Annotated in this window: 1 protein-coding gene; it reads left to right on the top strand. The window is 32.7% G+C overall.

The features are described 5' to 3' along the window. The coding region (locus B6S12_RS10720; RefSeq protein WP_111230734.1) for a phage late control D family protein at positions 1-875 on the top strand (875 nt) is incomplete at both ends.

Raw genomic sequence — 875 nt, 5'->3', positions numbered from 1 at the left:
AAAGACATCACACAAAAGATTTCTAAAAATCTCATAAGCCTAAGCTATGAGGATAAAGAAAAAGATGAGAGTGATGAGATAAGCTTTAGTGTTTTTGGACTATATTCTAAGCCACTTTTTGGGGATAGTTTAGAATTGTGGTTAGGATATGAGAAGCTTTATAAATGCGGAACTTTTAGCGTAAATACTTTATCTAAAAATTATACAAGCAACACCACAGAGATTAGAGCAACTGCAATAAATTTTAGTGCTAAGGGGATAGGAGGAGGAATAAAACAAAAGAAAACTAGAAGCTTTGAGAATAGCTCTCTTTTTAACATAGCCTCCACAATCGCTAAAGAAAATCAATTTAAAATTAGAACAAGTGGAGAAGATATTAGAGTGGTTTCAGTTTTGCAAAACAATAAGAGTGATTTAGAGTTTCTTTATTCTTGGTGCTTTGAGTTAGGGTTTATCTGCACCATAAAAGAAAATACACTAATAATTCTGCCAAAAGATGGTAAGATAGGAGATAATGCAGCAAACATTACACAAAAAAGCACCGCACTGCCTAGCTATAACATAGAACTTAGTGAGCTTTATTCTCTAGAAATCTCTGAAAGCTCCAGAAATGAATACACAGCAGTAATACTAGAGTGGCAAAGTATGAGTGAAGCAAAGATAAAAAGCATAAAAGTAGGAAGTGGGGAAAATGTATATAAAATGCAAATATCAGAACCAAAAAGCGATAATGAAGCTTATAAAAAGGGTGAAAGTAAGCTAAATGAACTTCAAAAAGGTGGTGTAAATGGAAGATGTGAGCTAAAGGGAAGAGAAATAAGAGCAGGAGGAAAACTAAAAATTAAAAATATAGGCTATGATAATTATGAGTTTAG

Source organism: Helicobacter valdiviensis, from assembly GCF_003245365.1.
Lineage (GTDB): Bacteria > Campylobacterota > Campylobacteria > Campylobacterales > Helicobacteraceae > Helicobacter_D > Helicobacter_D valdiviensis.
The sequence above is the reverse complement of the archived record's forward strand: the minus strand, read 5'-3'. Positions and strand labels throughout refer to the sequence as shown.